At 72.9% G+C, this 25698-nt stretch carries 24 protein-coding genes; 8 read left to right on the top strand and 16 right to left on the bottom strand.

The features are described from left to right. Nucleotides 1–36: 36 nt before the first annotated feature. Both ACZ4D5_RS06815 and ACZ4D5_RS06810 read right to left on the bottom strand, forming a co-directional pair. The gene (locus ACZ4D5_RS06815) at nucleotides 37–1338 is read right to left on the bottom strand and encodes an SWIM zinc finger family protein (RefSeq protein ID WP_467771244.1); all 1302 of its coding nucleotides are present in this window, start codon (nucleotides 1336–1338) and stop codon (nucleotides 37–39) included. 218 nt (nucleotides 1339–1556) lie between these two features. Then, entirely contained in the window at nucleotides 1557–4613 is a 3057-nt protein-coding gene (locus tag ACZ4D5_RS06810; protein ID WP_467771243.1) for a DEAD/DEAH box helicase, read from the bottom strand. A 372-nt stretch (nucleotides 4614–4985) separates the two neighbouring features. Between ACZ4D5_RS06810 and ACZ4D5_RS06805 the strand changes: the two genes are divergently transcribed. From ACZ4D5_RS06805 to ACZ4D5_RS06790, 4 genes are all read left to right on the top strand, one after another. Then, nucleotides 4986–5984 (top strand): metallophosphoesterase family protein, encoded by a 999-nt coding sequence (locus tag ACZ4D5_RS06805; RefSeq protein WP_467771242.1) that lies wholly within the window; start codon nucleotides 4986–4988, stop codon nucleotides 5982–5984. Between the two features lie 19 nt (nucleotides 5985–6003). Beyond that, nucleotides 6004–7368, top strand: a complete 1365-nt coding sequence (locus ACZ4D5_RS06800) for an MFS transporter (RefSeq protein WP_467771241.1) — start codon at nucleotides 6004–6006, stop codon at nucleotides 7366–7368. Then, complete coding sequence (locus ACZ4D5_RS06795; protein ID WP_467771240.1) at nucleotides 7365–8387, top strand: TolB-like translocation protein; 1023 nt, start codon at nucleotides 7365–7367, stop codon at nucleotides 8385–8387. The genes ACZ4D5_RS06800 and ACZ4D5_RS06795 overlap by 4 nt, the downstream gene beginning before the upstream one ends. Before the next feature lie 82 nt (nucleotides 8388–8469). Continuing rightward, nucleotides 8470–8883 carry a RidA family protein gene (locus ACZ4D5_RS06790; RefSeq protein ID WP_467771239.1) on the top strand — a complete coding sequence of 138 codons (414 nt, stop codon included), beginning with the start codon at nucleotides 8470–8472 and terminating at the stop codon, nucleotides 8881–8883. On the opposite strand, the gene ACZ4D5_RS06785 is transcribed toward ACZ4D5_RS06790, so the two are convergent. The 6 genes from ACZ4D5_RS06785 to ACZ4D5_RS06760 form a co-directional block, all read right to left on the bottom strand. Continuing rightward, complete coding sequence (locus tag ACZ4D5_RS06785) at nucleotides 8880–9881, bottom strand: glycoside hydrolase family 6 protein (RefSeq protein WP_467771501.1); 1002 nt, start codon at nucleotides 9879–9881, stop codon at nucleotides 8880–8882. The two genes, ACZ4D5_RS06790 and ACZ4D5_RS06785, sit on opposite strands and share 4 nt — an antisense overlap. Before the next feature lie 246 nt (nucleotides 9882–10127). Next, nucleotides 10128–11078, bottom strand: coding sequence for a prolyl aminopeptidase (pip, locus tag ACZ4D5_RS06780; RefSeq protein WP_467771238.1), 951 nt, complete (start codon nucleotides 11076–11078; stop codon nucleotides 10128–10130). Between the two features lie 25 nt (nucleotides 11079–11103). Further along, nucleotides 11104–12294 carry an MFS transporter gene (locus ACZ4D5_RS06775; RefSeq protein WP_467771237.1) on the bottom strand — a complete coding sequence of 397 codons (1191 nt, stop codon included), beginning with the start codon at nucleotides 12292–12294 and terminating at the stop codon, nucleotides 11104–11106. Between the two features lie 10 nt (nucleotides 12295–12304). Beyond that, complete coding sequence (locus ACZ4D5_RS06770) at nucleotides 12305–13045, bottom strand: uracil-DNA glycosylase (RefSeq protein WP_467771236.1); 741 nt, start codon at nucleotides 13043–13045, stop codon at nucleotides 12305–12307. 23 nt (nucleotides 13046–13068) lie between these two features. Further along, nucleotides 13069–14607 (bottom strand): YfcC family protein, encoded by a 1539-nt coding sequence (locus ACZ4D5_RS06765; protein ID WP_467771500.1) that lies wholly within the window; start codon nucleotides 14605–14607, stop codon nucleotides 13069–13071. Between the two features lie 17 nt (nucleotides 14608–14624). Further along, the gene (locus ACZ4D5_RS06760; protein ID WP_467771235.1) at nucleotides 14625–15989 is read right to left on the bottom strand and encodes a M20/M25/M40 family metallo-hydrolase; all 1365 of its coding nucleotides are present in this window, start codon (nucleotides 15987–15989) and stop codon (nucleotides 14625–14627) included. A gap of 137 nt (nucleotides 15990–16126) precedes the next feature. Here ACZ4D5_RS06760 and ACZ4D5_RS06755 point away from each other — a divergent pair, with 137 nt between their 5' ends. Then, nucleotides 16127–16537 carry an RNA-binding S4 domain-containing protein gene (locus ACZ4D5_RS06755; protein ID WP_467771234.1) on the top strand — a complete coding sequence of 137 codons (411 nt, stop codon included), beginning with the start codon at nucleotides 16127–16129 and terminating at the stop codon, nucleotides 16535–16537. A gap of 23 nt (nucleotides 16538–16560) precedes the next feature. Here the strand turns inward: ACZ4D5_RS06755 and ACZ4D5_RS06750 are convergent, their stop codons facing one another. The 3 genes from ACZ4D5_RS06750 to ACZ4D5_RS06740 all read right to left on the bottom strand — a co-directional run bounded on the left by ACZ4D5_RS06750 (nucleotide 16561) and on the right by ACZ4D5_RS06740 (nucleotide 18847). Further along, nucleotides 16561–16986, bottom strand: coding sequence for a DoxX family protein (locus ACZ4D5_RS06750; RefSeq protein WP_467771233.1), 426 nt, complete (start codon nucleotides 16984–16986; stop codon nucleotides 16561–16563). A gap of 193 nt (nucleotides 16987–17179) precedes the next feature. Beyond that, a complete protein-coding gene (locus tag ACZ4D5_RS06745; RefSeq protein ID WP_467771232.1) occupies nucleotides 17180–17875 on the bottom strand; it encodes a class I SAM-dependent methyltransferase in 696 nt (231 codons plus the stop codon). Nucleotides 17876–17944: 69 nt separating this feature from the next. Then, entirely contained in the window at nucleotides 17945–18847 is a 903-nt protein-coding gene (locus ACZ4D5_RS06740) for an acyltransferase domain-containing protein (protein WP_467771499.1), read from the bottom strand. Between the two features lie 128 nt (nucleotides 18848–18975). Here ACZ4D5_RS06740 and ACZ4D5_RS06735 point away from each other — a divergent pair, with 128 nt between their 5' ends. Continuing rightward, nucleotides 18976–19197: a DUF6343 family protein gene (locus ACZ4D5_RS06735; protein ID WP_467771498.1), complete on the top strand. Its 222-nt coding sequence runs from the start codon at nucleotides 18976–18978 to the stop codon at nucleotides 19195–19197. Between the two features lie 91 nt (nucleotides 19198–19288). Here ACZ4D5_RS06735 and ACZ4D5_RS06730 read toward each other — a convergent pair whose 3' ends face one another. The 4 genes from ACZ4D5_RS06730 to ACZ4D5_RS06715 form a co-directional block, all read right to left on the bottom strand. Then, nucleotides 19289–19657, bottom strand: a complete 369-nt coding sequence (locus ACZ4D5_RS06730) for a tetratricopeptide repeat protein (protein ID WP_467771231.1) — start codon at nucleotides 19655–19657, stop codon at nucleotides 19289–19291. A gap of 88 nt (nucleotides 19658–19745) precedes the next feature. Next, nucleotides 19746–20129: a hypothetical protein gene (locus ACZ4D5_RS06725; RefSeq protein ID WP_467771230.1), complete on the bottom strand. Its 384-nt coding sequence runs from the start codon at nucleotides 20127–20129 to the stop codon at nucleotides 19746–19748. A 15-nt stretch (nucleotides 20130–20144) separates the two neighbouring features. Next, on the bottom strand, nucleotides 20145–20744 hold the full coding sequence (gene coaE, locus ACZ4D5_RS06720) for a dephospho-CoA kinase (RefSeq protein ID WP_467771229.1): 600 nt from the start codon (nucleotides 20742–20744) through the stop codon (nucleotides 20145–20147). A gap of 23 nt (nucleotides 20745–20767) precedes the next feature. Then, nucleotides 20768–21706 carry a PAC2 family protein gene (locus ACZ4D5_RS06715; protein WP_467771228.1) on the bottom strand — a complete coding sequence of 313 codons (939 nt, stop codon included), beginning with the start codon at nucleotides 21704–21706 and terminating at the stop codon, nucleotides 20768–20770. Between the two features lie 198 nt (nucleotides 21707–21904). On the opposite strand from ACZ4D5_RS06715, the gene ACZ4D5_RS06710 reads away from it, so the two are divergent. Continuing rightward, nucleotides 21905–22867, top strand: coding sequence for a right-handed parallel beta-helix repeat-containing protein (locus tag ACZ4D5_RS06710; protein ID WP_467771227.1), 963 nt, complete (start codon nucleotides 21905–21907; stop codon nucleotides 22865–22867). Nucleotides 22868–23025: 158 nt separating this feature from the next. On the opposite strand, the gene rpsA is transcribed toward ACZ4D5_RS06710, so the two are convergent. Further along, nucleotides 23026–24528 carry a 30S ribosomal protein S1 gene (gene rpsA, locus ACZ4D5_RS06705; protein ID WP_362335140.1) on the bottom strand — a complete coding sequence of 501 codons (1503 nt, stop codon included), beginning with the start codon at nucleotides 24526–24528 and terminating at the stop codon, nucleotides 23026–23028. 344 nt (nucleotides 24529–24872) lie between these two features. Between rpsA and ACZ4D5_RS06700 the strand changes: the two genes are divergently transcribed. Then, nucleotides 24873–25694 carry a class I SAM-dependent methyltransferase gene (locus ACZ4D5_RS06700; protein ID WP_467771226.1) on the top strand — a complete coding sequence of 274 codons (822 nt, stop codon included), beginning with the start codon at nucleotides 24873–24875 and terminating at the stop codon, nucleotides 25692–25694. Nucleotides 25695–25698: the final 4 nt, after the last annotated feature.

Here is a 25698-nt window from a genome sequence, read left to right as displayed (position 1 = left end):
GGCCGGGCCCCGGGCAGCGGGTGGGCCGAGCGCCTCCTACGGCCCGATCATCCCCGCCACCGCCCCCACCGGATCCACGTCCGCCTCCCCCTCCGGCCACCAGTCGTCCGCGCCGGGATCGCTTCGGTAGGGGTACCAGCGGGCGTCGTGGCCGAAGCGGAGCTGGAGTGAACCGTCCGCGGTCGTGAGGTGGTTGCGGTGGATCGTCATGCGGGGGAGGTCCGCCGCGGTCAGGGCGCCGCGGGCCCGGTCGAAGGGGCCCGCCGGGGGGTCCCAGGGGGATTCCAGGACCGCCAGACCCTCCTCGCCGCCCTGGCGCCAGGCCGCCGCCGCGCGGGAGAGGTCCGCGGGGGTGCTCCCCACCGACCTGGCCAGCTCGGCGAACTGGCGGCTGAAGGTGCGGCGGCCGGTGAGGCCGGGGTGTGACGCGGCGAGGCGGACCGCGTCGCGCCAGGGGGACTCGGACGTGAAGGGGTCCGCGCCCGTGGTGAGGTACGCGTGGGCGCGCGCCGCCGCGTCCGTGACCAGGAACTCCAGGGCTGTGGGGTCCGGGGCGCCGGGCAGGGAGGGCAGGACCGGGGGGTCGCCCGGGCGGGCCGGTGGGGCCAAGGGGGGTGGCAGCGGGGAGCGGTAGTCCGTGGCCAGGGCCTCGCGGGCCGGGATGCCGGGCAGGGGCGGGCCCTCCTGCGGCGCCTCGTCGGTGGCCGGGGGCCGGCCGCCCGGCGGGAGTTCTCCCTCCGCGGCCGACTTGTGCGCGTTGCGGCGCGCCAGTTCGTCCAGGAGGTCCTGCTCCTCGCCGCCGCGCATCAGCAGCAGCACGAAGGGGTCGGCGTCCAGGAGCCGGGCCGCCTGGTAGGCCAGGGCGGCCGCGTGCTTGCAGGGGTGGCCGCGGTCCGGGCAGGTGCAGGAGGGGGCCAGTTCGCGCGCGCCGGGCAGGAGCGGGACGTCCGCCCGGACCGCCGCGTCGGCCAGGGCGTACGGCATCTCCTTGTCGAGGAGCGCCGCGATGTGCGCGGGGTCGGTGGCCACCGCGTCCAGGAAGCGGTCCCAGTGCTCGGGGAGCATCGTGCGCAGGCGGATCTCCGCGCGGTAGGGGCGGGGGCGGCTGCCGTGGACGTACGCGACGATGCGGCCCGGCGCGACCGTGATGGTGTCGACCGCTCCCTCACGGGCGTACGTGCGGCCGCGCGCCAGGCGGGCCTGGTCCAGGGCGCTCTCCTCCAGCGCGTCGATCCAGGCGTTGCCCCACCAGGACGCGGCGAAGGGCGTCGCGGGGTCGGGGTGGGCCGGCAGCGCGGGAAAGACGCGGCCGCTGCCCATGCGGCTCGTCTCACTCATCCCGCTGGCCCAGCCGAGGCCGCCGCCACGACGACCGGCCCCTCGAGCGCCACCGCCAGGTCGGGGCACACCGCCGCTGCCGCCGGGACGCCGGGACGCGCCACCCGGCTCGCCGCCCTGTCGAGGGCCGCCACCGGGACCGCTGCCCCGCCCGGATCCGCCGCCCGGGCCGCCGTCTTCCCGAGGGCCGCCGCCCCGACCGGTTCCGTCCCGCCCCTTCATGCCGTCCTCCTCAGCGCCACCAGGTCCGCGAGCTCCGCGTCGGACAGTTCGGTGAGCGCCGACTCGCCGCCGTCGCCGAGGACTGCCTCCGCCAACGCCCGCTTCGCCGCCAGGAGTTCGGCGATGCGGTCCTCCACCGTGCCCTCGGTGACCAGGCGGTGGACCTGGACCGGCTGGGTCTGGCCGATGCGGTACGCGCGGTCGGTGGCCTGCTCCTCGACCGCGGGGTTCCACCAGCGGTCGTAGTGGATCACGTGGCCCGCCCGGGTGAGGTTCAGGCCCGTGCCCGCCGCCTTCAGCGACAGCAGGAAGACCGGGACCTCGCCCGCCTGGAAGCGGTCCACCATCTCCTCGCGCCGCGCCACCGGCGTGCCCCCGTGCAGGAGTTGGGAGCGGATGCCCCTGGACGCCAGATGTGTCTCCAGGAGGCGGGCCATCTCCACGTACTGCGTGAAGACCAGGACCGCGCCCGCGCTCTGCGACTCCGCGAGGATGGTGTCGAGCAGCTCGTCCAGGAGCTCCAGCTTGCCCGACCTCGGCCGCCCCGTCCGCGTCGTCAGGGCGCCGTCCTTCAGATACTGCGCCGGGTGGTTGCAGATCTGCTTCAGCGCCATCAGGAGCTTCATCACCAGGCCGCGGCGCGCCATGCCGTCCGACGCCTCGATGCGGGCCAGCGTCTCGCGCACCACCGCCTCGTAGAGCGAGGTCTGCTCGCGGGTGAGCGTGACCGGATGGTCCGTCTCGGTCTTCGGCGGCAGCTCCGGGGCGATGCCCGGGTCCGACTTCTTGCGGCGCAGGAGGAAGGGGCGGACCAGGCGCGCGAGGCGGTCGAGCGCCTCGTCGTTCTCCGCTGTCTCGCCGCCCTCCACCAGGCGCGCGTGGCGGGCGCGGAACGCCTTCAGGGGGCCCAGCAGGCCCGGTGTCGTCCAGTCGAGCAGGGCCCAGAGCTCGGAGAGGTTGTTCTCGACGGGGGTGCCGGTGAGCGCGACGCGGGCCGGGGAGGGGATCGTGCGCAGCGCCTTCGCCGTCGCCGCGTGCGGGTTCTTCACGTGCTGCGCCTCGTCCGCCACCACCAACCCCCAGCTCCGGTCGGCCAGTTCGGGAGCGCTCGTACGCATCGTGCCGTACGTGGTCAGGACGAAGCCGCCGGTCGGTCCGGCGAGGCTGCGGCCCGCGCCGTGGAAGCGGCGGACCGGCACGCCCGGCGCGAACCGTTCGATCTCCCGCTGCCAGTTGCCGAGCAGCGACGCGGGGCAGACCACCAGCGTCGGCGCCGAGACGCCGCCTTGCGCGCGGTGCAGATGGAGGGCGATGACGGTGATCGTCTTGCCGAGGCCCATGTCGTCGGCGAGGCAGCCGCCGAGGCCGAGCGAGGTCATGCGGTCGAGCCAGGCCAGGCCGCGGAGTTGGTAGTCCCGCAGGGTCGCGTGCAGGCCGGGCGGCTGGGCGACGGCGTCGAGGTCACCCGTCACGCGCTCGCGCAGCTTCGCCAGCGCGCCGACGGGCACGGCGGGCACCCGCTCGCCGTCCACCTCCGCGGTGCCGGTGAGCGCGACGGACAGGGCGTCCACCGGGTCGAGCAGGCCGAGGTCGCGCTTGCGTGCCTTGCGGACGAGCTCGGGGTCGACCACGACCCACTGGTCACGGAGGCGGACGACCGGGCGGTGCGCCTCCGCGAGCAGGTCGAGCTCGGCCTCGGTGAGCGGCTCTTCCGTCTGGTCGCCCAGCGCCAACTGCCAGCGGAATTCGAGGAGTTCCTCGGTCTTGAAGAAGTCGAAGTTGTCGGCGGCGGTACCGGGGGCGGGGCGGACGACGGCCGTCGCGGTGAGGCCGCGGGTCAGCTCCCTGGGCCAGTGCACGGCCACCCCCGCCGCGCCGAGCCGACCCGCCGCCGCGCCCAGGAGGTCGTACAACTCCTCCTCGCTCAGCGGCAGCACGTCCGGGCGCGGCCGCTCCAGGAGTCGCGCGAGCGGCGGCCAGACGCGGGCCGCGCGGCGCAGCGCGAGCAGGGTGTCGACGCGGGCGCGCGGCCCGAAGTGGTCGGTGCCCGCCCAGAGCCCCGGCACGTCGGTGACGAGGGTCGGGTCGGCGAGGCTGTGCACCTGCACGACGGCGGCGGCCGGGCTGGCCACCGCCGCGCGGGGAACCCTCGCGCGGGAGCCCGCATCAGCACCACCGGAGCCGTGGGATCCGCGGGAGCCGCCGGAACCGGAGGAACCGTGGGAGTCACCGGAGCCGGAGGAGCCGTCGGAGCCGGAGAAGTCGTCCGAGCCCTCCGCCCCGTCGAAGACCTCGTGCGCCCGCAGGTCGAGGCGCAGCGACACCCGTACGCCCGCGTCGACCCCGGCCGCGACCTCCGCCGCCCAGTCCCGGGCGCCCGGCAGTCGCTGCGGCTCGCGCGCGGCGAAGGGCGCACCCACCGCGCAGGCGGCCGCGGGGGTGCGCGGCAGGGCGTCGACCACCGCGTCCACGAAGGCCCTGACCAGCGCGAACGGCTGCGGCAGCTGAAGCGGCCCGCGCCCCGACGACGGCAGCGGCACCGCGTGGCCCTCGGCGGGCAGGGCCGCGGCGACGGCCCGCAGCTGGGCGACGTCGGCCTCCTCCAGCGGCCCCGCGCGCCAGGCGTCCAGGTCCCCGGCGGTCAGGCCGGGCAGCAGCCTGCCGCGCGCCGCGAGGTGCAGCGCGTGCCGGGCGGCGGCGGCCCAGCAGGCCGCGGCGGGGTGCGGGCGCGCGGCGCCGAGCAGCAGCGGCACGGCGTCGGCGACGGGCAGGAACAGTGCGGGCACCGTGCGGCCGCGGGCGCCCTTGCCGTGCTTGCGGGCGACGGTGAGATCACCACGTACACCGGCAGACGGGAGATCTTCGGGGAGCTCTTCCCCGTCCGCCCGCCAGAACGCGACCCGCCCCTGCCGCGGCACCTCCGCCGGAAGGAAGACGGCGGCACAGGAACGCACGAGAAGGGGACGGCCGTCCGCCACCGCGTCCGCAACGGCACGGCCGTCCGCCACCGCGTCCGCAAGGGCACGGTCGCCTGCCACCGCATCCGCCGTCATTGCCACCGCCCAGCCCAACCCCTGCTCACCCGGCTCTCACACCGGCACTTTCCCGAACCGCCACCCTAGGCGAGACCACTGACAACCCCCGGGAGCCCGGTTCACCCGCCCCTCGCGAGCCCAGCCCCCCGCCCCGGGGGAGCCCAGCCCCCGCCCCCGGGAGGCGCAGACCCCCGCCTCGGACAACCGCCGACGAGCGACCAACGGATGAACACTGGAAGGAAAGTTTCCTAACAATAGTTCACCCGGAGTTCTTGACGCGCACATGCCGTATCGCCAGGATTCCCCGAGACGGCCAGGCACCACACCGACACCGGCACCGACACCGGCACAGACCGACCGGCACCCCCCACGCCCATCGAGGAGACGGACATGTCGCCCACCCCCCGCGCCATGAACTCCCGCACGAGCAACTCCCGTACGCGCAAGGCCCTTACGCGCACCTCCCGTACGCCCAAGGCCCGTTGGGGCGTCCCCGTGGCCGCGGGCGCCGCGCTCGCCCTCGTCGGCGGCGTGCTGCTCTGGTCGCCCGCCGAGGAGGCCGACGCCTCCCCCACCGCCGAGCCGCGGGCCGGCTTCACCGCGGTCGCCGCCGGTGACATCGCCGAGCAGTGCACGGCGAGCAGCAGCAGCTGCAAGCACCCCAAGACCGCGGCCCTGGTCAAGCAGATCAACCCGTCCTTCGTGATGACCATGGGCGACAACCAGTACGACGACGCGCGCCTGAAGGACTTCCAGAACTACTACGACAAGTCCTGGGGCGCCTTCAAGAGCAAGACGCGGCCCGTCCCCGGCAACCACGAGACGTACGACCCGGCGGGCGCGCTCAAGGGCTACCAGTCCTACTTCGGGTCCGTCGCCTACCCCGACGGCGAGAGCTACTACAGCTACGACCAGGGCAACTGGCACTTCATCGCGCTCGACTCCAACAGCTTCGACGACGACGCGCAGATCGACTGGCTCAAGGCCGACCTCGCCGCCAACTCCAAGAAGTGCGTGGCCGCGTACTGGCACCACCCGCTCTTCTCCTCCGGCGAGCACGGCAACAACCCGGTGAGCCGCCCGGTCTGGAAGCTGCTCTACGACAACAAGGCCGAGCTGGTCCTGGGCGGCCACGACCACCATTACGAGCGGTTCGCCCCGCAGAACCCGGACGGCAAGGCCGACGCCAACGGCATCGTCGAACTGATCGGCGGCATGGGCGGCGCCAACCCGTACAAGATCGAGGAGGTGCAGCCCAACAGCCAGAAGCGGATCACGAACACCTTCGGCGTCGTCAAGCTGAACTTCACCGACACGGGCTTCTCCTGGAACCTCGTCGCCACCGACGGCTCCACGAAGGACACGAGCCCGTCCTACGAGTGCCGCTGAGACCAGCGGGAGCCCAGCGATGTACCTCGCCTCCAACGGCGCGGTGACCAAGGGCGACCCGGCCGCCGCGGCCCCGGAGAAGTCCGGGTCCGCACGCGGCCGGGTCGCGGGGCCCGTCCTCGCCCTCGGCGCGGTCAGCCTGGTCACGGACATCTCCTCCGAGATGGTCACCGCCGTCCTGCCGCTCTACTTCGTCCTCCAACTCGGCCTGTCCCCCTTGGCGTTCGGATTCCTCGACGGCCTCTACAACGGCGTGACCGCGCTGGTGCGCCTCGCCGGCGGGTACGCGGCCGACCGGGGCGGGCGGCACAAGCTCGTGGCCGGCGGCGGCTACGCCCTCTCGGCGCTCTCCCGGCTCGGCCTGCTGCTCGCGGGCGGCGCCACCGCGGGGATCGGCGCCGCCCTCGCCGCCGACCGCATCGGCAAGGGGGTGCGCACCGCGCCGCGCGACGCCCTCATCTCGCTGAGCAGCCCGCCCGACGCGCTGGGCCGTGCTTTCGGCGTGCACCGGGCGATGGACACCACGGGCGCGCTGCTCGGTCCGCTCGCCGCGTTCGCGCTGCTGTGGGCGACCGCGGACGCGTACGACGCCGTGTTCGTGGTCAGCTTCTGCTTCGGGCTGCTCGGCGTACTGCTGCTGGTCGCGTTCGTGCCGGGGCACGTGGGGCGGGCGGACACCTCGACTGCCGCGCCGCGCACGCCCGTCACGGACACCGCGCCTGCCGCCGCACCGCACGCCCCCGCCACCCGCCGCGACAGGGCGCTCGACCTCCTCCGCGTCCCCGCGTTCCGGCGCGTCCTGCTCGCGGCGGCGCTGCTCGGCGCGGCCACCATCGGCGACGCGTTCGTCTACCTCCTGCTCCAGCGGCGGCTCGACTTCGCCGTCTCGTGGTTCCCGCTGCTTCCGCTGGGCTCCGCCGCCGTCTATCTGCTGCTCGCGATCCCGGCGGGGCGCCTCGCCGACCGCACGGGGCGGCGGGTTCCGTTCCTCGCGGGGCACGTGGCGCTGCTCGGCGGCTACCTCCTGCTGCTCTCCCCCGTCGACGGCCGGCTCCTGCTCGTCGGCGTCCTGCTGCTGCTCGGCGTCTTCTACGCCGCCACCGACGGCGTCCTGATGGCCCTCGCCGCCCCCGTGGTCGCCCCGGAGCGGCGGGCCCGCGGCATGGCCGTGCTGCAGACGGGGCAGGCCCTCGCCCGGCTCGTCGCCGCCGCCGGGTTCGGCGCCGCGTGGACGCTGTGGGGCGTCGGGCCCGCGCTGACCTGCGCGGCCGTCGCCCTGACCGCGGCGCTCGCGGGGGCGACGGCACTGCTTCCCCGTACGGAGACGGTCTTGCGCCACCAGCCCGGGACGGTCCCGCGCTCCCCCACCGAAAGGCCCTCATGACCACCCGGCCGAACACCCCTCTGCGGTCCCTGCGCGCCCGGATCGTCGCGGTCGCCACGGCCGCCGCCGTCCTCGCGGGCGTCGCCGTCGCGTACACCCTGCACGCGGCCGGGCGCGCCGAATCGGCCGACGCCACTTCGGAGTTCGGCCTCGACCGGGGGCAGCTGTACTTCCGCAGCACGGAGGCGGGCGCGGGCCGCGTGGCCCGCATCGCCTCGTCCGGCGGGACGGCCTCCGCGAAGGGGCCGCGCACCACCGGCGGCCCCTCCTGCGAGCGCTTCTACGCCGCCGCGGGCACCGGACTCTGCCTGCAGCGCCGCGCGGGGATCCCGCCCAAGTCCTACGCCGTCGTCCTGGACGAACGGCTCCGCGAGAAGCGCCGCATCGCGCTGACCGGCATCCCCAACCGGGCGCGCGTCTCGGCGTCGGGCCGGATGCTGTCCTGGACGATGTTCGCCACCGGCGACTCCTACGCGGGCTCGTCCTTCTCCACCCGCACCTCGATCCTGGACACCCGCACCGGCTACCTGGTCAAGAACATGGAGGAGATCCCCCTCACGATCGACGGGCGCCGCTACCACGCGCCCGACGTCAACTACTGGGGCGTGACCTTCGCGAAGGACGACAACCGCTTCTACGCGACCGTCTCGACCAAGGGCAGGACGTATCTCGTGCGCGGCGACATGAAGAAGTGGGCGGCGACCGCGCTGCGCGAGAACGTCGAGTGCCCCTCCCTCTCCCCCGACAACACCCGCCTCGCCTTCAAGAAGCGCGTACGCGAGGGGACTTCGGACCCGTGGCGGCTGTACGTCCTGGACCTGCGCACGATGCGCGAGCACCCGCTGGCCGAGCGGCGCAGCGTCGACGAGCAGGCCGCCTGGCTGGACGACGGCACCCTCGCCTACGCGCTGCCGGGCGTAGACGGCCGCAAGCAGGACATCTGGTCGACCCCCGCCGACGGCACCGGCAAGCCCGTCCTGCGGGTACCGGGCGGGAGTTCACCGGCGGCGGTGCGCTGAGGCGGCCTCCCCGCACACCAGGTCCCCGGCCGCGCACGGTAATTCGGATGCGTACGCGGCCGGGGTCCCGCACGATCACCGTATGACCGCCCCCGAACGCACCGTCGTGCCCACCCTCTTCCCTCCTCCCGGATACGCCCACGCCGCCGTCGTCGAAGCGGGCACCCGCCTCGCGTTCATGGCGGGCTCCGTCCCCCTCGACCCCGAGGGCGCGCTCGTCGGGGAGGGGGACGTCGCCCGCCAGACCGAGCAGGTCATCGCCAACCTCGACGAGGCCCTGCGGGCGGTGGGCAGCGATCTGTCGCAGGTGGTGGCCACCACGGTGTACGTGGTCGGCGACGACCCCGCGGCGCTCACCCGGGCGTGGGAGGTCGTCCGCGCCTGCGACCTGCACGCGGGCCCGCACACCTCGACTCTGCTCGGCGTCTCCTGCCTCGGCTACCCCGGCCAGCTCGTGGAGATCACCGCCACCGCGGTCGTCCCCGAACGCCCTTAGCCGCGCGCCCGCCTGGCGAGGCCGAGCGCGTACTCGGGCCACCACTGCCCGGCGCGCGGCCCGCCCCTGCACGTTCCGTCGGACTCGCCCGGCCGCTTGATCCACAGGTAGGCATCGAGCGCGGGGTCGCCGGTGCGGGTCGTGGGCGGGGTGCCAAGGGCGCGGCCCGGTGGATTGCACCACGCCTGGACGCCGTCGTAGGGGCCGTTGCCGTTGCGGCTGCTGTCGACGACGAAGTGCTTGCCGCCGCCGAGCGCCTTGGCGAGCCGGTGGCCGTAGGCGGAACTCACCTTGTTCGTCAGGTAGTTGGAGACGTTCAGGGCGAAGCCGTCGGCGCGGGCGATCCCGGCGCGGCGCAGTGGCGTGACCAGGCGCCGCTCGTCGGGGATCCAGCCGGCGTTGCCCGCGTCGAGGTAGACCCTGGTGTGGGGCCTGCTTCCCAGCCGCCGCACCGCGTAGGAGAGCAGGGCGTAGCGCTCACTTGCGTCCGCGCGCGGGCAGCCCGCCACCAGCTGCGCCACGGCGTCGGGTTCGACGATCACGTACGCGCCCCGGCTGCCGAGCCCCGCGGCGAACGCGTCGATCCACCGGCGGTACCGGGCGGCGTCGCGGGCGCCGCCCGACGAGTACGCACCGCAGTCGCGGTGCGGGATGAAGTAGGCGACGAGGACCGCGGTGCGCCGCGCCTTGGCCGCCGCCTCGACATGGAACCGCACGACGGCGCCCGGCCCCTCCTTGCTCAGCCAGACGGCCTGCGGGCGCCCCGCGATGCGCTCGATGAGGCGGGCCTCGGCGATCCGGCCCTGGCCGCGCCACCGCGCGACCTGCCGGACGGCGGCGCTGTGCGGGTCGACCCAGAAGGCGGGGGCGGCCTCCTCGGCGCGGGGCTCCCCGGCGCGGGGCTCCGCGGCACGGGGCTCCCCGGCGCGGGGCTCCGCGGCACGGGGCGTGGGCGCCGTCCCTGACGCCTCCGCGCAGCCGGTCGCCGCCGCGCCCAGGAAGAGAGCGGCGGCGACAACAACGCGCGTGAGACAGAAACGGGAACGGAGACGGACACGGGACCGGGACCGGGACCGGGAACGGAGACGGCAGGAGGACGGCTGGGACACCGGGCGGCTCCAGGGTGCTCGGCGCCGGCCGTACCCGGCGCGTTCCCCGGAGTCTGCGGTCGCCCCGCCCCGGCGGCGGCCCGTCCCCCGCCGAGGCGTCGGCAGTTCACCCGGAAGATCACTCCGACGGCAGGGTCACTCCCGGAAGCGATCCGTCGCCGCCGCCAGTTCGTCCGCCAGCCCTCGCGCCCCCGCGTCGTGCCCCACGTCGTCCACGAGGATCAACTCGCTGCCGGGCCACGCCTGATGGAGCCGCCAGGGGATGCCCGTGAGATTGCCGAAGTCCAGGCTGCCCTGCACCAGCACTCCGGCAATCCCCGCCAGGGACCCCGCGTCCCGCAGGACCACCTCGTCCCCGCCCAGCCAGTGGTCGTTGGCGAAGTAGTGCGAGACGGTGCGCGCGAAGCCCGCCCTGAACGCCGCGTCCTCGTACCGCGGCACGGAGCGCGGCGCCGCCGGTACGCACGCGGTCTCCCAGTCCGTCCAGGAGCGCGCGGCGGCGGCCCGCACCTCGGGGTCGGGCGACTCCAGGAGGCGGTTGTAGGCGGCGGCCAGGTCGCCGTCCCGCTCCCCCTCGGGCACTCCGTCGCGGAACGCCTCCCACGCCTTCGGGAAGACCCGCCCCAGGCCGCGCGTCAGGAGCCCCACCTCGGCCCTGCTGCCCGTGGCCACGCCCGTGAGGACCAGTTCCGAGACCCGGTCCGGGTACGTCTGCGCGTACCTCAGGCCGAGGACGGAGCCGAACGAGACGCCCCACACCAGCCACCGCTCGACGGCCAGATGGCGCCGCAGCAGCTCCAGGTCGGCGAGGAGGTGCTTCATCGTGTTGACGCCCATGTCGGCGGCCGGATCGCTCGCGTGCGGCGTGGAGCGGCCCGCGCCGCGCTGGTCGAGCAGGCAGATCCGGTAGGCGTCGGGGTCGAAGTACCTGCGGAAGAAGGGCGTGCAGCCGGAGCCCGGCCCGCCGTGCAGCACCACGGCGGGCTTGCCCAGCGGGTTGCCGCAGACCTCCCAGTACACGTGGTTGCCGTCGCCGACGTCGAGCATGCCGTGATCGTAGGGTTCGATGTCCGGATAGAGGCCCATCGCGGCAGCCTAGCTCCGCCCCGGGTCAGTCCGCCCCGGCGTTTCTCATCCGCCCGTACGCGTACACGCAGCCCGCGAGCGCCAGGTCCGAGAGCAGCATGAAGCCGATCGAGTACGAGTCCTTCGCGCTGTAGATCGCGCCCATGACCAGCGGCGGGACGAACCCGCCGAGGCCGCCCACCGCGCCCACGATGCCCGTGACGGAGCCGACCTGCGGCTGCGGGGTGACCTGCGAGACGAGCGCGAAGACGCTGCCGCTCGCGGTGCCGAGGCCCGCTGCCATCACCAGGAAGCAGACCGTGCCCATCGGGTTCAGCGGCGGGTCGAAGGCCTGCACGACGGCGAAGAGCGCGACCACCGCGAGGGCGACCGAGGTGACCGTGGCCGGGTGGATCCGGTCGGAGAGCCAGCCGCCGACGGGCCGGAAGACGACGGTGACGAGCGCGAAGCCGGCCGCCTTGGTCCCGGCGTCGGTGGGCGAGAGGTCGTACCAGGTCTTCAGATACGTGGGCAGGTACACCCCGAAGGCGACGATGCCGCCGAAGCCGATCGCGTACAGCGCGGACAGCTCCCAGGTGACGCGCAGCCGTCCGGCCTGTCCGAGCCGGGTGCCGAGCGAGCTGGTGGGCACCGGCCGGTCGGGGCGGTCGGTGATGAGGAGCGCGCCGAGCACCGCGAAGGCGGCGAGCGCGATCGCCACGACGAGGAAGGGCAGGTTCTCGCCGTGCTCGGCGATGCGCGGCGTGAAGTAGCCGGAGAGCGCCACACCGCCCATGCCCATCCCGAAGACGCCGAGCGCGAAGCCCCTGCGGGCGGGCGGGAACCAGGAGTTGACCAGGGGGATGCCGATGGCGAACGTCGTGCCGCCGAGGCCGAGCAGGAAGCCGACCGCGAGCATCGCGCCGAAGCTGTCCCTGGCCGGGATGATCAGCAGCACCGGGACGATGGTGAGCGCCGAGACCAGCGGGAACATCAGACGTGCGCCGTAGCGGTCGGTGAGCGCGCCGACCGGTACGCGGCCCAGCGAGCCGACGATGACGGGCACGGCGACCAGGAGCGACTGCTCGAAGGAGCTCAGCCCGAGCCGGTCCTTGAAGTCGCTGCCGAGCGGCGCCACCAGGTCCCAGGCCCAGAAGGTGAGCGTGAAGCCGACGGTGGCCACGGCCAGGTTGCGGTAGGCGGCGGCTGAGGGCTTGGCTGCCGGAGTCTCGTCCACGCCCCCCACGCTAGGAATCGCCGCCCGCGCCGGCCCGCTCTGCTGGGCCGTCCGGGCGTAGCCCCGCGGCCGTGGCCGCCTCGCGCAGCACGTCCCGCAGCATCGCGGGCGTCAGCCGTCCGGTGAACGTGTTGCGCTGGCTGACGTGGAAGCAGCCGAAGAGCTCCAGGGGGCCCGGGGTGCCGTCGATCCTGACCCGCGCCCCGTGCCCGAACGCCGGCCGCGGCTTCGGCACCGTCCAGCCCGCCGCCGCGAACGCGGGCAGCGCGGCCTGCCAGCCGAAGGCGCCGAGCACGACCACGGAGCGCATCCGCGGCGCGAGCAGCGTCAGCTCGCTCACCAGCCAGGGGCGGCAGGTGTCGCGCTCCCGCGGGGTCGGCTTGTTGGCGGGCGGCGCGCAGTGCACGGGCGAGGTGATGCGGGTGCCGTACAGGGTCAGTCCGTCGTCGGCGCTCTCGGCGGTGGGGCGCGAGGCCAGGCCGACGTCGTAGAGGGCGCGGTAGAGCACGTCGCCCGAGCGGTCGCCGGTGAACATCCGCCCGGTGCGGTTGGCGCCGTGCGCGGCGGGCGCGAGGCCGACGATCAAAAGCGCGGCGTCGTGCGGTCCGAAGCCGGGCACCGGGCGCCCCCAGTAGTCCTGGTCGGCGAAGGCCGCGCGCTTGGTGCGCGCGACCTCCTCGCGCCAGTCGACGAGGCGGGGGCAGGCCCGGCAGTCGGTCAGTCGTGCGTCGAGCTCGCTGAGGCCGTCCATGCCTTCCACCGTACGTACGCACGTCAGGTCAGCGCGGCGCCCAGCGCGACGAACGCACAGATCAGCACGGCCAGAATGCCGAGCAGCGGCCACACGAACCGCAGGTACCTGTCGTAGCCGACCTTGGCGAGGGCCACGCCGCCGATGGTCACCGCCGTGGTCGGCACCCACAGGTTCATCCAGCCGCTGGCCGACTGCCAGGCCGTGACGACGACCGCGCGCGAGACGCCGGCGAAGTCGGCGAGCGGGGCGAGGATCGGCATGGCGAGCGTGGCGTGGCCGGAGGTGGAGGGGATCAGGAAGGCGAGCGGCAGGTTCACGATGAAGACGATGATCGCGAAGAGCCCGGACGACGTCCCCTTCACCACCCCCTCGATGGAGTGGAGCACCGTATCCGTGATCTTCGAGTTGTTCATGATCGTCGTGACGCCGCGGGCCAGCAGGATCACCAGGGCGGGCGAGACGAAGTCGGCCGCGCCCTGGATGATCGTCGAGCTGAGCTTCTGCTCGCCCATGCGCGCGACGAGCCCGACGAGGACGGCCGCGCACAGGAAGAGGGCCGCCAACTGCGGGAAGGACCAGCCGAGTTCGAAGGAGTACGGCTGTGCGTCCGCCTTGCCGGTGAGCGCGCTGGACCAGGGCACCACCGAGAAGATCATGAAGGCGAAGACGAGGGCGGTCGCGACGAGCACCGCCTTGTGCAGCCGCGTGAGTTCCGGCACCTCCTCCGCGTCGGCGGCGGACTGCTCGCGGTCGCCCGGCAGGAAGCCGGACAGGGAGCGCCCGGGATCCTTCCGCACACGCTTCGCGTACCGGATGACGTACGCGACCGTGACCCCCGTCAGGACGATCCACATGGCGAAGCGCAGCACGATGCCGTCGCCCAGCGAGATGTCGGCGGCCGAGGAGGCGACGCCCGTCGCGAAGGGGTTCACGGTCGAGCAGAGCACACCGACGCCCGCGCCGAGGATGATCGCGCCGACGGCGGTCATGCGGTCGTAGCCGAGGGCGAGCATCAGCGGCACGATCAGGCCGTAGAAGCCCAGCGTCTCCTCGGCGAAGCCCTCCACCGTGCCGAGGACCGAGAAGACCACCATGACGCCGGCGATGAGCAGCGCGCCGCGCTCGCGCAGCCGGTGCGCGAGCCGCCCGATGCCGCGGTCGAGCGCGCCGGTGGCGAAGACGACGGTGATGAAGGCGCCGATGGCGAGCACGAAGAGGAAGACGCCCGCGCTGCCGTACAGCGCGCCGACGTTGTCGGGCGCGACCAGCGCGGTCTTCTCGTCCTGGATGCCGTAGAGGCCGTTGACCGGGGACAGGAAGAGGTCGTTGAGGCGGTCGACGAAGGACTGCCCGGAGTCGACGCGGTGGTAGGTGCCCTCGACGGGCGCGCCGGAGTCGTTGCGGTCGTACTGCCCGGAGGGGATGAGGAAGGCGAGCAGCCAGACGGCGACGGTGACGATCGCGAGGACGGTCAGAGCGCTGGGGAAGGTGAACTTCCGCTTCCCGGAGGGCTCTTCCGAGGGCTTCTCCGAGGGCCCTTCGGACGGGTCGCCGCCCACGGGTGTCTCGGTGGCGCTCACGCGGCACCGCCTCCCGGCTTCCGGAAGTCGGCGGCGTACTCGCGCACGAAGGCGCACAGGGCGACGACCGTGTTGCGCAGCTCCGAGAAGAGGACGCGCTCGTTCGGGGCGTGCAGATTGCACATGCTGTCCTGCGCCCCGAAGAGCAGCACCTCGGCGCCGGGCGCCGCCTTGGCGAGACCGTTGACCAGCGGGATGGAGCCGCCGGTCGCGACGTACGAGGCGTCCTTGCCCCAGCCCTCCCTGAGCGCGGCGAGCGCGGCGCGGTAGGCGGGTCCGCCGGTGGCGGCCTCGTAGCCCGGCCCGGTGTCGCCGGGCGTGACGGTGAGCGCGACGCCGAAGGGCTTGAGCGAGCGCAGGTGCTCGACGAGCCGGGACTGCGCCTCCCTCGGATCCTGCCGCGGATGGAAGCGGAGGTTCAACTTGGCGCGTGCGTACGGCACGACGGCGGACGCCGCATGCTCCACGCCCGGCGCGTCCAGGCCGATGACGGTGATGGCGGGCCCGCTCCACAGCCGCTCGCCGAGACTGCCGCTGCCGACCAGCGGCACCCCCTCGCGCACGCCCGCGAGCGAGCGGAACTCCTCTTCCGTGTACGAGGTTCCTGCCCACTCCTCGCGCCGCAGCCCCTCCACGGCGACGTCGCCGTGGACGTCGTGCAGGGTGCCGAGCGCCTTGATCAGGACGAGCAGCGCGTCGGGGGCCGCGCCGCCGAACTCACCGCTGTGGCGCGGCTCGTCGAGGGTGCGGACCTCGACCGTCACCTCGGAGGCGCCGCGCAGCCCCGTGGTGAGGGTGGGGGTGCCGGGGCGGAGGTTGCCGAGGTCGGCGATGACCATGGCGTCGCAGGCGAACCGGTCGGGGTCGCTGGGCGGGTAGTCGTCGAAGGCGCTGCCGTACTCCTCCTGCCCCTCGATGACGATCTTGACGCCGACCGGCGGCCGTCCCTCGTAGGCCCGCAACATCCCCAGGTGCGCGATGACGTTGGACTTGTCGTCGGCGATGCCCCGGGCGCGCAGTCCGCCCTCGACGGGCGTCGGTTCGAAGGGCGGGGACTTCCAGAGCGACGCGTCGCCGGGCGGCTGCACGTCGTAGTGGCCGTACAGCAGGACGGTCGGCGCGTCGGGCGACGGGGGCGGGATCTCGCCGTAGACCACGGGGGCGGTGTCCGGCAGATCGAGCCGCTCGACCGTCGGGACCCCGGCGTCCCGCAACAGTCCGACCAGGAGATCGTGGGCCTCCCGCACCGGTTCGGGAGGGAAGCCGGGGAACGAGATCGAGGGGATCGCGGCGAGACGTTCGAGGTCGGCGCGCAACCCGTCCATCAGACCGTCGACCGTGGCTTCGAAAGAGGACGTCATGGGCAGCACCCCTGGGAGTCGAATCCGGACTGTTTTGGTGTGATGTGTCCGAATTATCGGCGGCCGGGGTCAGCGGATTCCGGACGGCTCGCCGGGAGGCCGGGGATGCCGCGCCGAAGCCGGACTAAGGTCGTGGCATGGCTTCGGAGACTTCCATCGACACGGCGGGCGGGGGCTCGGTGCGGGTCGACAGCTGGATCTGGTCGGTCCGCCTCGTCAAGACCCGCTCGGCAGGCGGCGCCGCCTGCAAGGGCGGCCATGTGCGGGTCAACGGCGAGCGGGTCAAGCCCGCGTACGGCCTGCACGTCGGCGACGAGGTCCGCGTGCGGCAGGCGGGCGGCCGGGAGCGGATCGTCGTCGTGAAGCGGCTGATCCGCAAGCGCGTCGGGGCACCGGTCGCCGTCGAGTGCTACGTGGACAACAGCCCGCCGCCCCCGCCCCGCGAGGCGGTCGCCCCCGCGGGCATCCGCGACCGGGGGACGGGCCGCCCCACGAAGCGGGACCGGCGGGAGATGGAGCGGCTGCGGGGCGATCACCCCGCGGGCTAGCCGGCCGAGGGGCCCTGCGCCCCTCACCCCCGCAGGCGCGCGACCAGCTTCACCGTCTCCTCGCGCCGCGCCCAGGCGATCCACGCCAGCGGCAGGATCAGGATCAGCGGTGTCGCCGCGTTCTCCCCGCCCATCGCCGTGACCGTCACGACGAACGCGCCGATCATCAGGCCGATGAAGGCCGTCGCGGCGACCGAGGAGAGCAGCGGGAGCAACAGCGCGATCCCGCCGAGCAGTTCCAGCGCCCCGATGGTGTACATGCCGGGCGCGCCCCAGCCCAGCTTGTCGAAGCTCTCGACGGCGGTCGGATGCGCGATCAGCTTGGGCGCGCCGCTCGCGACGGCGAAGAACACACCGAGCAGGACCTGCAGGGACCGCAGGGTGACGCGGGCGCCGCGGCCACGGGGCGTGGCGCGGCGGGTGGCGGTGGGAGCGGTGGTGGCGGACATGGGGGATCTCCTCGGGGAGCGGGGGCGGGGCACTCTCGCGCTGTCGTACGCGCTGCTGTGCTGTCACGGATATGGACCGCCCGCCCCCGCCGAACTCATCGCTCCCGCAAGGACTTTCTCCGCACGCCCCGCTCAACGGCCCCCTCGGGGGGCACGGCGCCACACACGGCGCCCCGCACGCGCCCCGCGCCGCTCAGCGGCCGGCCGGTACCGCCCGCACCCACGTCCGGTCGTCCGTGAGGTACTTGTCGACCTTCAGGCCGGCCTCCGCGAGCACCTCCTCGAACTCCTCCTTCGTGAAGGGACGGGCCAGGAACTTCTGCGTCCAGACGGCGTCCGGGAAGACGTACTCCGCGTGGACCCGGTTCACGCCGTCGCCCACCGGCTCCGCCGAGAGGATCCTGACCGTGTAGCCACCCGGGTCGACGCGCTCCCGGGGCAGGTTCGTGTGGTAGTCCTCGCCCTCGCGCTGGATCAGGACGCAGCCGTCGTCCGTGACGTGCTTGCGGCAGGCCCGCAGGATGCCGCGGCGCACCGCGTCGTCGCCGTGGTGGACGAGGAACGACGCGAGCATGACCACGGAGAACTTCTCGTCGAGGTCGAGCCCCTCGATCGTGCTCCGGACCGTGCGCACCCCGCCGTCGAGCTCGGCGACCTTCTCCAGCATCTCGGGGGACTCGTCGACGGCCGTCACCCTGAAGCCCCGCTCCAGGAGCGGGCGCGTCACCCGCCCCGCGCCGCTGCCCAGTTCCAGAATGTGCGACCCGGCCGGCACCGCGCCGGCGACGACATCGGGCTCGTCCCCCACGGAAAGGCGCGTGTACAGGTCGACCGCGCAGCCGTCCGGCGTGATCGCGCCGGGTCCCGTTCCCTCGTATCCCTCACGCATCTGCACACTCATGCCCGCCCAACGAAGCACCTCGCGGCCGCGTTCCCCACCCCTCGGCGGGCCCGGCGCCTACAGCGGGAACCAGCCATGCCCGCCGTACCAGTGGCCGCCCGCCCGCAGATGGTCGCCCACGGCCCTCTCCACCCTTGTCCGCCTGGGCAGTTCGGCCACGGGGAGGGTCCGGTCGCCGAAGACGAAGGCGACCGGGCTGCCGTCGTCCACCTCCTTGACGTAGCCGTCCGCGGGGCGGAATCGCTCCTGGAAGCGGACGATGTTGGAGTCCTCGGGCAGGTGGTCCCTCAGCTGCGGGTCGAGCAGCCAGGAGTGGCAGACGGCTGTCTCATATCGTTCCTCGGGGAAGTGGCGCGCGAAGAACTCCCGCGCCAGCGACACCGAGCGGTCGCAGGCCTGTGGGGTCAACTGTCCCCGGAAGTCGGCGATGTGGACGTTGAGGCAGAGGTCCCCCGGGCCCGCGACATGTCCGGCGGCGGCCGTCGCCCCGCCCATCCGCGCGCCGAGGACGGCCCGTTGGAACTGCAGCCGCCCCAGCTGGTAGAGCTCGCCGCGGAAGTGCAGGGCGGGCCACGCCGGCACGAGGAGGCCGCGGCTACCGTGCGCCCTGCGGTGCACCGCCAGGTGACGGCCGAGGTCGGCGAGGGTGCGCCGCGAGACGTCGTCGGGGATGTCCCGGCCGCGGTGGTAGGCCCGCACGTGCTCCAGCGCGGCCACGTACACGTACACGTAGAAGCAGCGCCCGAGCTCCCCCAGCGCCTCGGGCAGCACGGGGATCCTGCCGCCCCCGCCGACCACACCCATGTCGCGTACGAGGGCGTCGACGCAGCGGTCGAGCAGCCACCGCGCCTCCGGGTCGGCCCACAGCCGGCCGCGCAGCGCCACCAGGGCGTTGATGTCCTCGTGCGGCACGGCGAGGTCGAGCAGCACCTCGGGGAGCGCGTCGGCGTCCGGGAGCACCGCCTCGGCCCGCGGCTCCCCCGCGGCCTCCAGCTCCTTCAGCCAGGCGGCGAGCTCGTCGTCGGCCCTGAGCGCTTCCAGCACGTTCCCACCCTCTTTATCCTGAAAGGAGGAGATGACCTCTCATGATGCGCACAGGCAGTGAACCGGTGACCGCACGCAGCCCCCTGCGGATGCGCCTGTGGTTCAGCGTATGGGGCCTGGTCTGGGCGGTCTTCGGTACCGCCGCCTTCGCCCTCACGGGCCGCACGGGGTGGGCGGTGGCGTGCGGGGTGCTGGTGCTCGTGGTGGCGGCGGACCTGGCCTGGGTCGTACACCGTATCCGCCGGGAGCGACACGGCGCCCCGTAAGGGGCGCGGGGCTGTGCCCTATGCGGATCCGCCGTGTGGGCGCGACCAGCCCCCCCCCCGCAGCCGACCGATCACCTAAAGGACGGAGCTCTCACTCGGCATCATCGAAACGCGCCGCGGCCACGTACTCCGGCTGCGGATCAAGCGCCGCGGCCAGGCGGAAGTGGCGCCGGGCCAGCTCGTTCCGCGCGCCGCGCTCATACGTGCGGGCCAGGGCGAAGTGCGCGAAGGCGTTGTCCGGCTCGCGCTCCAGGACGATGGAGAACTCCAGCTCGGCGGCGCGCAGTTGGGCGGCGGCGAAGAAGGCGCGGGCCCGCAGCAGCCGGGCCGCGGTGTTCTCGGGGTGGGCGGCGATGACCGTGTCCAGCAGCTTCACGGCCCCGCGCGGATCCCGCGCGGCAAGGAGCTGCTCCGCCGCGCGGAAATCGATGACATGGGTCTCCGGGGTGATCTCGGGCACGCCGGACTCCTTCCCTCGCTCCCCTGTGTCAACGCCCGCCGCGGCCCCGGATATTCCGCCCCCAGAACCCCCCAGGCACAAGGCGGCCTCAGAGCGCGACGGCGACCAGGACGAGCCCCAGGACGAACACCGCAGCGCCCGCGCCCACGAAGGCCCGGTCCAGGCCGGTGCGCTCGCCGCCGATCAGGACGGTCTCACGCGGGTCCTCGGTGTCGTACGCGATGCTGACGCGGTCGCCCGCGGCGAGCGGCCTGTGGCGGCTCGGCGGCACGGGCGAGACCACCTCGACGACCCGTCCGTCGCCCGTCTCGAACTGCAGGGTGGGCCGCTCGGCGCCGGGCGGCACCGCCTTCACCAGGGCCTGCGCGACCGCCCCCGCCGCGGTGATCCGCCGGGTCTGCCGCAGTCCGTACGCGCCGGCGAGGAGCGACACCAGGCCGCCCAGAGCCGTGAACACCGCCAGTACGACCACTGCCCCCGCCCTTCCCTAGGCGCGTGCTCTGCGCGCGAGGTCGGCCCAGACCTCGGCGACCCGCTCCTTCAGGCCGTCCAGCGGGCCGTCGTTGTCGATCACGACGTCCGCGATCTCCAAGCGCTTCTCGCGGGTGGCCTGGGCGGCCATCCGCGCGCGGGCGTCCTCCTCGCTCATCCCGCGCAGCCGCACCAGGCGGTCCAGCTGCGTCTTCGGGCTCGCGTCGACGACGACCACGACGTCGTACAGCGGAGCGAGGCCGTTCTCCGCGAGCAGCGGCACGTCGTGGACGACCACCGCGTCACCGGAGGCGGACTCCTCCAGCTCGGCGGAGCGGGCTCCGACGAGCGGGTGCACGATCGAGTTCAGGACGGCCAGCTTCTCGGCGTCGGCGAAGACGATCGCGCCCAGCTTCGGCCGGTCCAGTGAGCCGTCCGGAGCGAGGATCTCCCGCCCGAAGGCCTCAACGACGGCCGCGAGGCCGTCAGTTCCCGGCGCCACCACCTCACGCGCGATCCTGTCCGCGTCGATCAGGACGGCACCGGACGCGACGAGCAGCCGCGAGACTTCACTCTTGCCGGCGCCGATTCCGCCGGTCAGGCCCACCTTCAGCATGAGCGGAAGCTTAGGCCCTGGCGTTACGCGTCGCCCTCCCGCTCCGCAAGGAAGCGTTCGAATTCACGGCCGATCTCGTCCGCCGACGGTATGTCCACCGGCTCGGCGAGCATGTTGCCCCGCTCCTGCGAGCCCGCCGCCGCGTCGTACTGATGCTCAAGTCCCTGGACGAGCGCGACCAGTTCCTCGTCGCCCTCCTGGATCTGCCGGTCGATCTCGGTCTGGGTGCGGTGCGCCTCGGTGCGCAGTCCGTGCGCGACGCCGGGCAGCACCAGGCCGGTCGCGGCGGTGATCGCCTCCAGGACCGTGAGGGCCGCGTCCGGGTAGGCGGAGCGCGCGATGTAGTGCGGGACGTGCGCGGCGACGCCGAGCACGTCGTGGCCCGCCTCCACCAGGCGGTACTCGACGAGCGACGCCGCGCTGCCGGGCACCTGCGCCTCGTCGAAGGGGCTGCGGTGTCCCGGCACCAGGTCGGTGCGGTTGCCGTGGGGGGTGAGGCCCACGGGGCGGGTGTGCGGCACGCCCATGGGGATGCCGTGGAAGTTCACCGACAGGCGCACGCCGAGCCGCTCCACGATCTGCTGGACGGCGACCGCGAAGCGCTCCCACTCGATGTCGGGCTCGGGCCCGGAGAGCAGCAGGAAGGGCGCGCCCGTGGCGTCCTGCAGAAGGCGGACGTCGAGCGTCGGCACCTCGTAGTCGGTCCAGCGGTCGCGCCGGAAGGTGAGCAGCGGGCGCCGTGCGCGGTAGTCGACGAGCCGGTCGTGGTCGAACCTCGCCACCACCTGCCCGGGAAGGCTGTCGGTGAGCCGCTCGACGATCTGGTCGCCGGTTTCGCCCGCGTCGATGTATCCGTCGAAGTGGTAGAGCATGACCAGTCCGGCCGACTCCTGGGCGAGCGCCATGTCGACGACGGCCAGGCCCTTCGGCTCCCATGCGTACAAACCCTGCGGATCAAGCACTGTGACCGCTCCTCCTCGTGTTCGTAACCGACAACGCGCACAGGGACAGACGCATTCCCGCCGCCGTGCCCTTCACAGCCACCCCTGGTCCAGACCTTGACGCGCACATGACCCGCCTCTACGTTCTCAACGTTCATATGGCAGCCCTGAGTTCATGTACGAGAACACCCACGCTCCCGACGGGAAGGCCACCCCCACATGCGCACCCGACGCTCCCTGCCGACAGCCCTGCTCGCGGCGGCGACCGCCGCCACGGCCCTGACCTCGACCGCCTCCGCCACCACGCCGGCGCGGACCATCGAGGTCTCCACGGCCGCCGAGCTGAGGACGGCCCTCACCGACGCCTCGCCCGGCGACACGATCCACCTGGCCGACGGCACCTACTCCGGGAACTTCAGGACCTCCGTGGCGGCGAGCGCCAACTCCCGCATCACACTGACCGGTTCACCGAAGGCGGTCCTCACCGCGGGCGGCGGCTACGGCCTGCATCTGAACGGCGCCGCGTACTGGACCGTGCGGGGCGTCACCGTCACCGGCGGCCAGAAGGGCATCATGATCGACTCGGCGAGAGGCGTCGTCGTGGACACCGTCACGGTCCACGGCCTCGACATGGAGGGCGTCCACTTCAGGAAGTCGAGCAGCGACGGCGTCATCAAGAACTCGCGGATCCACGACACCGGGAACGACGGCCGCGGCATGGGAGAGGGCGTCTACGTAGGCACCGCCAACACGCTCTCCGACAAGAGCGACCGCGTACAGATCATCGGCAACACCATCGGCCCGGACGTGGGCGGCGAGGCGATCGACCTCAAGGAAGGCACCACGGGCGGCAGGGTCTCGGGCAACACGTTCGACGGCAGGGGCCTGACCGGCAACCACTACGACGACTCATGGGTCGACGTGAAGGGCAACGACTACGTCATCGAGAACAACACCGGCAAGAACACCCTGAACAACGGCTACGAGACTCACACCCAGCAGTCCGGCTGGGGCTGCGGCACGGTCTTCCGCGCCAACAGGTCGACCCTGACGGGCGCGACGGGCGACAAGCAGTTGGCGATCAACGTGACGAACCAGAGCGGCAGTTGCCGGACGACGGCGTACGCGAGCAACACGGTGACGGGCGGCAGGGGGCTGACGAACATTCCGGTCACGCCGTAAGAAGACGCCGAACAGGGGCCCCTTTAGGGGCGCGGGGAACTGCGCGACAAACCCCCACGACCCCGCACCCGAAAGGCAAAGCAACGGGCCCGCGCCCCCCCGTAAGGGAGACGCGGGCCCGCAGCGTTCAACTACCGCCTAGAAAGAGCGACGCGAGGTCAGCTCTGACCGCCGGCCAGCTTCTCGCGAAGCGCGGCCAGCGCCTCGTCCGAAGCCAGGGCGCCGGAGTTGTCGTCCGACTCCGAGGAGTACGAACCGCCACCGGCGGCCGCGGCCGGAGCCGCACCCGCGGCGTCGCCGCCCTCGGCCGCCGCCTGGGCGTCGGCCTCGCGGGACTTGATGACCTGGGCCTGGTGCTGCTCGAAGCGCTGCTGCGCCTCGGCGTACTGGGTCTCCCAGGCCTCGCGCTGGGTCTCGTAGCCCTCGAGCCAGTCGTTGGTCTCGGGGTCGAAGCCCTCGGGGTAGATGTAGTTGCCCTGGTCGTCGTAGGACGCGGCCATGCCGTACAGGGTCGGGTCGAACTCGACGGCCGACGGGTCGGCGCCGAAGGACTCGTTGGCCTGCTTCAGCGACAGCGAGATCCGGCGACGCTCGAGGTCGATGTCGATGACCTTGACGAAGATCTCGTCGTTGACCTGGACGACCTGCTCCGGGATCTCCACGTGGCGCTCGGCCAGCTCGGAGATGTGGACCAGGCCCTCGATGCCCTCGTCGACGCGCACGAACGCACCGAACGGAACGAGCTTGGTGACCTTACCGGGAACAACCTGCCCGATCTGGTGCGTGCGGGCGAACTGCTGCCACGGGTCTTCCTGCGTCGCCTTGAGCGACAGGGAGACGCGCTCGCGGTCCATGTCCACGTCGAGAACCTCGACGGTGACTTCCTGGCCGACCTCGACAACCTCGGAGGGGTGGTCGATGTGCTTCCAGGAGAGCTCGGAGACGTGGACGAGACCGTCGACGCCGCCGAGGTCCACGAACGCACCGAAGTTGACGATCGAGGAGACGACGCCGGAGCGGACCTGGCCCTTCTGCAGGGTCGTGAGGAACGTCTGGCGAACCTCGGACTGGGTCTGCTCGAGCCAGGCACGGCGGGACAGGACCACGTTGTTGCGGTTCTTGTCCAGCTCGATGATCTTGGCCTCGAGCTCCTTGCCCACGTAGGGCTGAAGGTCGCGGACGCGGCGCATCTCGACCAGGGAGGCCGGGAGGAAGCCACGGAGGCCGATGTCGAGGATGAGACCACCCTTGACGACCTCGATGACGGTACCGGTGACGATCCCGTCCTCTTCCTTGATCTTCTCGATGGTGCCCCAGGCACGCTCGTACTGGGCGCGCTTCTTCGAGAGGATCAGGCGGCCTTCCTTGTCCTCCTTCTGGAGAACCAGGGCCTCGATCTCGTCACCGACGGCGACGACCTCGTTCGGGTCGACGTCGTGCTTGATGGAGAGCTCGCGGCTGGGGATGACGCCTTCGGTCTTGTAACCGATGTCGAGCAGGACCTCGTCCCGGTCGACCTTCACGATGACGCCGTCGACGATGTCGCCGTCGTTGAAGTACTTGATCGTCTCGTCGATCGCGGCGAGGAAGGCTTCCTCGTTACCGATGTCGTTGACCGCTACCTGCGGAGTGGTGGCGGTGGTCTCGGTGCTGCTCGTCATGTGGGAAAGGGCTCCGGTACGGACATTGAAGTCGTAGGTACTGCAACGCCGGAGCCGATTTCGCTCTGCAGAAGCCGGACAGCCTTGGAAGCGCGACTTCCGGGGAAACGGAAGGCGCCTCGACAACCGAGGGGACATACAACAGACGCGAGCGCAGCCTGCTATGTCTGAGGAGCGCAGGCTCGCAGCGCAACTTGTAGCATACGGGGGCTGCCGGGCAGGGTCAATGCGCGAAGGCGCACACCCGGGGCGGAACGCCGCATACCCGGCACAATTCCTGTCGCATGAGGCCACACGGGCCGCAGGACGCCCCCTCGCGACGGGTCCGACGGAAGATTACGACGATGGAGCCGATCATCCAAGAGTCCGAGCCGCCCGAGCCCGAGGCCACCCGGCGTGACGCCGACGTCACGGAGAGCAGCCGCGCCAACCGCGGCTGGTGGGACCGGAACGCAGACGAGTACCAGATCGAGCACGGCACGTTCCTCGGGGACGACCGCTTCGTGTGGGGTCCCGAGGGCCTCGACGAGGTGGAGGCGGAACTCCTCGGTCCGCCCGAGGAGCTGAAGGGCAAGGACGTCCTGGAGATCGGCGCCGGCGCGGCCCAGTGCTCGCGCTGGCTGATCTCCCAGGGCGCGCGGCCCGTGGCCCTCGACCTCTCGCACCGCCAGCTCCAGCACGCGCTGCGCATCGGCGGGAACGTACCGCTGGTGCAGGCCGACGCCGGAGTGCTGCCCTTCCGGGACGGCTCCTTCGACCTCGCCTGCTCCGCCTACGGGGCGCTGCCCTTCGTCGCCGACCCCGTCCTCGTCCTCAAGGAGGTGCGGCGCGTGCTGCGGCCCGGCGGCCGGTTCGTGTTCTCCGCGACGCACCCGATCCGCTGGGCGTTCCCCGACGAGCCGGGCCCGGAGGGTCTCTCCGTAGCCGCCTCCTATTTCGACCGCACTCCTTATGTCGAGCAGGACGAGCAGGGCAACGCCGTGTACGTGGAGCACCACAGGACGATCGGCGACCGGGTGCGGGACATCGTGGCCGCCGGCCTGCGCCTCGTCGACATCGTGGAGCCGGAGTGGCCCGCGTGGAACACCCAGGAGTGGGGCGGCTGGTCCCCGCTGCGCGGAAACCTGATCCCGGGGACGGCGATCTACGTGTGCGTACGAGACTGAGTAC

The organism is Streptomyces sp. NPDC025651, from assembly GCF_055558735.1.
The sequence above is the reverse complement of the archived record's forward strand: the minus strand, read 5'-3'. Positions and strand labels throughout refer to the sequence as shown.